This window comes from Photorhabdus sp. RW14-46, assembly GCF_963887965.1.
GTDB lineage: Bacteria > Pseudomonadota > Gammaproteobacteria > Enterobacterales > Enterobacteriaceae > Photorhabdus > Photorhabdus laumondii.
In genome coordinates this window covers 1-4,877 of record NZ_CAWPHH010000070.1, presented here as the reverse complement: position 1 = coordinate 4,877, position 4,877 = coordinate 1, and the positions used below count along the sequence as shown (strand labels likewise).

Sequence of the window (4,877 nt, the reverse complement as noted above, 5' to 3'; positions counted from 1 at the left end):
GCTTGTTCAGAGATTGATTCGGGTGGTTGTGGCAGAAGAGCGACAACGGCCGGAAGAAAACCGAATATGCCTGGCGGCGATAGCGCGGTGGTCCCACCTGACCCCATGCCGAACTCAGCAGTGAAACGCCGTAGCGCCGATGGTAGTGTGGGGTCTCCCCATGTGAGAGTAGGACACTGCCAGGCTTTAATTTTTTGCGCCAACAGTGAGTTTGGGCAACTATTGCTGATATGGCTCAGTTGGTAGAGCACACCCTTGGTAAGGGTGAGGTCCCCAGTTCGAATCTGGGTATCAGCACCATGATAACGAATAAAGAATTTGTCTGGCGGCGATAGCGCGGTGGTCCCACCTGACCCCATGCCGAACTCAGCAGTGAAACGCCGTAGCGCCGATGGTAGTGTGGGGTCTCCCCATGTGAGAGTAGGGAACTGCCAGACTTTATTTTGAAACAAAAAGGCCACCCTTCTGGGTGGCCTTTTTGCATTTAACAAAGAACTAACTTAGTTTTCCAACTGTTTTCCACGCCTATAGCTGATAAACTACTTATTAAATAGCTTTATTGAGTGTTGAGTGAATGCTTTCTCTTAAAGAGTTTAATACCTTTGGGTTATCAGCCTATGCTAAACGTTTAGATATAGCTGAATCTGCCGAGTCCTTATTAGCTTTATGGCAAAAAGCCAAAAGCGAAAAACAACCTGTATTACTGCTTGGTGGAGGTAGTAATGTCTTATTTACTACAAATTTTGAAGGAACTGTGATTCTGAATAGAATTATGGGGATTCAACAGCGGGAGACAGATGAATCATGGCATTTACATGTAGGGGCGGGAGAAAATTGGCACGAATTAGTCTGTCATTCTCTTAAAAATCAAATCTATGGATTAGAGAATCTGGCTTTAATTCCTGGTTGCTCTGGCGCAGCACCAATTCAAAATATTGGTGCATATGGTATTGAATTTAGAGATGTGTGTGAATATGTAGATGTTCTTAATCTAGAAACTGGGGAACAAACGCGTCTTAGTGTTGGTGAATGTCAGTTTAGATATCGTGATAGTATTTTCAAGCATAAATATAAAGCAAATCATTCTATTATTTCTGTAGGATTATTGTTGAAGAAGAATTGGCAGCCAATATTGAACTACGGTAATTTAACTAGGCTATCGAAAGATAATGTAACTCCTCAGCAGATTTTTGATTCAGTATGTGCAATGCGCACCAGTAAATTACCTGATCCTGCAATAACAGGAAACGCGGGCAGTTTCTTCAAAAACCCAATTGTCAGTGCGGAAGTTGCGGCAAAAATCAAAGAAAATTACCCTGATAGCCCCCAATATTCTTACACGAATGGGATGTTTAAATTAGCGGCAGCTTGGCTCATTGAACGTTGTAATTTAAAAGGTTATCGCATTGGAGGTGCATCTGTGCATCTTAGACAAGCTCTAGTACTGATAAATCAGGAAAATGCTACAGGTAAGGATGTAGTTTTATTGGCTGCTTACATTCGCCGGCAAGTGATAAGTAAGTTTGGTGTATTACTTGAACCTGAGGTTCGTTTTATTGGTTCTAAAGGCGAAATTGATGCTGTGGAATGTATTTCATGAAAGATATAACTGTGCCATTACAGTTGATTAAGATTTTGTCTGACGGTGAAGTTCATTCCGGTCAACAGTTGGGACAATATTTAGGGATGAGTAGGGCTGGAATTAATAAACATATACAGACAATTCGTGAGTGGGGAATTGAGCTAGAAACAACTCTTGGTAAGGGGTATAGCCTTATGGCACCTATGCAGTTACTTGATGAGTCTACTATTTTGCAATACTTACCTCAGGATCGTATAACTGTTTTGCCAGTTATTGATTCGACTAATCAGTATTTGTTGGAACGTTTATCTGAATTGAAATCAGGGGATGCTTGTGTTGCAGAGTACCAGTATGCTGGCAGAGGGCGGCGTGGAAGGAAATGGGTTTCGCCCTTTGGTAAAAATCTTTATTTATCTATGTATTGGCGCCTTGAACAAGGACCTGCTGCTGCAATTGGATTGAGTTTGGTTGTTGGCATTGTTATTGCTGAAGTATTGCATCGATTTGGCGCTGGTAGAATTAGGGTAAAATGGCCAAATGATTTATATCTTGATGATAAGAAATTAGCGGGAATTTTAGTTGAACTAATAGGAAAGACTGGTGATGCTGCTCAGGTTGTAATAGGTGCGGGTATAAATATTTCGATGGATCATAAGGACGAAGAACCTATTAATCAGCAATGGATTAATTTGTTGCAGGCAGGAATTCAAGTTGATCGTAATAAATTGGCTGTAGAAATAATACTTGATCTAAGGAAAGCTCTAATTCAGTTTGAAAATAAAGGCTTGTCTTCATTTGTTTCTCGGTGGTTTGAGTTAGATAATTTTATGGATAGGCCGGTGAAATTAATTATTGGTAGTCAGGAAGTGTATGGTATAGCTAGGGGTATTAATCAGCAAGGTGCTTTGTTACTTGATCAGAATGGTGTCATAACCCCATATATTGGCGGGGAGATTTCTTTAAGAGGTTGTTAAAAATGACCGGAAGAGAAATGTCTTCCGGGTTCGGAGACTATCTTTACTTACGTAGCCTTACGCTTTCAATAGTGTGATTAGTACCTTTTGTCATGATTAGGCTTGCGCGTTCTCGAGTTGGTAAAATATTTTGTCGCAAATTCAGTCCATTGATCTCTTGCCAGATATCGGATGCAGTATTTATGGCTTCTTCTTCTGATAGTTTGGAGTAACTGTGGAAATAAGAATCTGGATCGGAAAAGGCACCTTGGCGGAATTTTAAGAAACGACTGATATACCAACTTTTGAGTAATTTTTCTGGTGCATCGACGTAGATAGAAAAGTCGACAAAATCAGAGACAAATACATGGTGTGGATCATGGGGGTAATCCATACCGCTTTGTAATACATTCAAACCCTCTAGAATCAAAATGTCTGGTTGTTTAATGAATTTTTGCTCATTTGGTACGATATCATAGGTAAGATGAGAGTATACTGGTGCGGATACTTGTTTAGAGCCCGATTTAATATCAGATACAAATTTCACTAAGCTATGCATATCATATGACTGTGGGAACCCTTTCTTTTTCATCAGTCCACGTTCATTCAGCACGCTGTTAGAATGTAGAAAACCATCTGTAGTAATTAATTCTACGCTTCTGTGTTCAGGCCAACGACTCAGCAGAGCTTGTAATAGACGTGCAGTAGTGCTTTTACCAACAGCAACACTGCCAGCAATTCCTATGACATAAGGGACTTTTTGTCCATCAGTACCTAAAAATTGTTCCAGCACTGCTTGACGACGTAAATTTGAACTAATATAAAAATTGAGTAAGCGAGATAAAGGAAGGTAAATCTCAACAACTTCTTCTAAAGAAATTTCTTCATTAATTCCTTTTAAATCAATTAATTCTTCTTTTGTTAATGTCAGTGGAACTGAATCACGTAAGGTTGCCCATTGTTCACGATTGAATTGCAAATATGGAGTAGCCAAAAAAGGTTCTTTTTTATTCATAAACCAACATCTGCCTGTTTGTGCAGGTTTGGCAAGTTGTAATAAACAACCTGTACCCGACAAAAAATAAATCGCATGATATCGACTGATGAGCGGCAGGCGTAGGCTTTTTTATATTTTTAGAGGTTTTTTTTGTAAGAAATGCAGAATTGTAAAAAATTGAGTTGTTTTACTTAATGTTAGCTTCAGCTGTTTGCTTATCATGATGGGAATTTAAATGATTCAAGATGAAGTGGCTTATCAAGTTTTATCGAGCACTTGTGATAGGTTCCTTAGTTGGTAGGTAATTCGGTGTTTATTGTTTAAGCTAAATCAATTGAAAAAAACAGCTAATCGAATGAAATTGGTTATTTTGCAACCGAATGATCAAGGAAAGCAATTTTTTTGTTGCATAGAGCGTTCACACTGCCTAGAATGCGCAGCACTTGATGCCGGCATAGCTCAGTTGGTAGAGCAACTGACTTGTAATCAGTAGGTCCCGAGTTCGATTCTTGGTGCCGGCACCATTAAAAATTTGGAAAGGTGGGGTTCCCGAGCGGCCAAAGGGAGCAGACTGTAAATCTGCCGTCACAGACTTCGAAGGTTCGAATCCTTCCCCCACCACCAAAGAATCAGATTTAATCTTGGTATTCTTTTAGTGCTTAACTGGAAGCAAAGTATATTGAGATCAACATACAGCTGATTAAAGTCAGGTAGCCGAGTTCAATGCGGGCATCGTATAATGGCTATTACCTCAGCCTTCCAAGCTGATGATGCGGGTTCGATTCCCGCTGCCCGCTCCAAGATGTGCTGATATAGCTCAGTTGGTAGAGCACACCCTTGGTAAGGGTGAGGCCGGCAGTTCGAATCTGCCTATCAGCACCACTTCCTTAATGTCCTTGTCTCCCGATTTTATTCCTGTAAGCGATATTCAACGAGCAATTGCTTGGTTGATGTGGTGGAACCACCGATTCCGTGTCTTAGAGGGACAATCTAATGTCTAAAGAAAAGTTTGAACGTACAAAACCGCACGTTAACGTTGGTACTATCGGCCACGTTGACCACGGTAAAACTACCCTGACTGCTGCTATTACTACTGTACTGGCTAAAACCTACGGTGGTAATGCTCGTGCATTCGACCAAATCGATAACGCACCAGAAGAAAAAGCGCGTGGTATCACCATCTCTACTTCTCACGTAGAATACGATACCCCAAGCCGCCACTATGCGCACGTTGACTGCCCAGGCCACGCCGACTACGTGAAAAACATGATCACCGGTGCGGCTCAGATGGACGGCGCAATCCTGGTAGTTGCCGCGACTGACGGTCCAATGCCACAGACGCGTG

At 41.2% G+C, this 4,877-nt stretch carries 4 protein-coding genes, 5 tRNA genes and 2 rRNA genes; 10 read left to right on the top strand and 1 reads right to left on the bottom strand.

All coding sequences use genetic code 11. The features are described 5' to 3' along the window. Nucleotides 1–69 precede the first annotated feature (69 nt). The 5 genes from rrf (AACQ38_RS23320) to birA all read left to right on the top strand — a co-directional run bounded on the left by rrf (AACQ38_RS23320) (nt 70) and on the right by birA (nt 2,556). Nucleotides 70–185 (top strand): 5S ribosomal RNA (gene rrf, locus AACQ38_RS23320). A 39-nt stretch (nt 186–224) separates the two neighbouring features. Further along, nucleotides 225–300 (top strand) — tRNA-Thr (locus AACQ38_RS23315). Nucleotides 301–321: 21 nt separating this feature from the next. Further along, nucleotides 322–437 (top strand): 5S ribosomal RNA (gene rrf / locus AACQ38_RS23310). Between the two features lie 137 nt (nt 438–574). Beyond that, nucleotides 575–1,600, top strand: a complete 1,026-nt coding sequence (gene murB, locus AACQ38_RS23305; RefSeq protein ID WP_011148801.1) for a UDP-N-acetylmuramate dehydrogenase — start codon at nt 575–577, stop codon at nt 1,598–1,600. Further along, a complete protein-coding gene (birA, locus tag AACQ38_RS23300; protein ID WP_011148800.1) occupies nt 1,597–2,556 on the top strand; it encodes a bifunctional biotin--[acetyl-CoA-carboxylase] ligase/biotin operon repressor BirA in 960 nt (319 codons plus the stop codon). Before murB ends, birA begins: the two co-directional genes overlap by 4 nt. 43 nt (nt 2,557–2,599) lie before the next feature. Here birA and coaA read toward each other — a convergent pair whose 3' ends face one another. Further along, the gene (gene coaA, locus AACQ38_RS23295) at nt 2,600–3,550 is read right to left on the bottom strand and encodes a type I pantothenate kinase (RefSeq protein WP_011148799.1); all 951 of its coding nucleotides are present in this window, start codon (nt 3,548–3,550) and stop codon (nt 2,600–2,602) included. 430 nt (nt 3,551–3,980) lie between these two features. On the opposite strand from coaA, the gene AACQ38_RS23290 reads away from it, so the two are divergent. From AACQ38_RS23290 to AACQ38_RS23270, 5 genes are all read left to right on the top strand, one after another. Then, nucleotides 3,981–4,056 (top strand) — tRNA-Thr (locus AACQ38_RS23290). A gap of 15 nt (nt 4,057–4,071) precedes the next feature. Continuing rightward, nucleotides 4,072–4,156, top strand: a tRNA-Tyr gene (locus tag AACQ38_RS23285). 101 nt (nt 4,157–4,257) lie between these two features. Continuing rightward, nucleotides 4,258–4,332: transfer RNA gene (locus AACQ38_RS23280), tRNA-Gly, on the top strand. 6 nt (nt 4,333–4,338) lie between these two features. Continuing rightward, a tRNA-Thr gene (locus AACQ38_RS23275) sits at nt 4,339–4,414 on the top strand. Between the two features lie 111 nt (nt 4,415–4,525). Further along, the coding region (locus AACQ38_RS23270) for a GTP-binding protein (RefSeq protein WP_192880156.1) at nt 4,526–4,877 on the top strand (352 nt) is incomplete at its 3' end.